Raw genomic sequence first — 619 nt, 5'->3', positions numbered from 1 at the left:
TAGACTGCATGGTCGGCCACGCGCACCTTGGTCACGCCGTCGAGCCTGGCGGCAGCCTCGGCGATGGTGCCGACGTTTTCCCCGGCCACCAGGACGTCGATGTCACCGCCGATGGCCCGAGCCGCGGCGACCACATGGGCGGTGGCCTCGGCCAGCTGGCCGTCGTGATGTTCGGCGAGTACCAGAATGCTCATGAGATCACCTTGGCTTCGTTCTTGAGTTTATCGACCAGCTCGTCCACGGAGCCCACCTTGACGCCGCCCTGGCGCTCGGCCGGCGGTTCGACCCCGACCAGCTTGAGCTTGCCGGCGATGTCGACACCCAGGTCTTCCGGTGTCTTGGTATCCAGCGGCTTCTTCTTGGCCTTCATGATGTCGGGCAGCTTGGCGTAGCGCGGCTCGTTCAGGCGCAGGTCGGTGGTGACCACGGCCGGCAGAGCCAGCGAGAGGGTCTGCAGGCCGCCATCGATCTCGCGGGTGACCTGCAGCGTGTCGCCCTCGACCTTGAGCTCGGAGGCGAAGGTGCCCTGGGCACGCCCGGTCAGGGCGGCGAGCATCTGACCGGTCTGGTTGTTGTCGCTGTCGATGGCCTGCTTGCCGAGGATCACCAGGCCCGGCTG

Annotated in this window: 1 protein-coding gene and 1 pseudogene; both read right to left on the bottom strand. The window is 67.0% G+C overall.

What is annotated here, in order from left to right; all coding sequences use genetic code 11:
- Positions 1-194 (bottom strand): annotated as a pseudogene (locus LU493_RS19455) (electron transfer flavoprotein subunit alpha/FixB family protein); the annotation flags it as partial.
- On the bottom strand, positions 191-619 hold a 429-nt coding region (locus LU493_RS19450; RefSeq protein ID WP_275289460.1), incomplete at its 5' end, for an electron transfer flavoprotein subunit beta/FixA family protein. The pseudogene LU493_RS19455 and the gene LU493_RS19450, both read right to left, overlap by 4 nt.

This window comes from Halomonas elongata (genome assembly GCF_029081005.1).
Taxonomy (GTDB): domain Bacteria; phylum Pseudomonadota; class Gammaproteobacteria; order Pseudomonadales; family Halomonadaceae; genus Halomonas; species Halomonas elongata_B.
The sequence above is the reverse complement of the archived record's forward strand: the minus strand, read 5'-3'. Positions and strand labels throughout refer to the sequence as shown.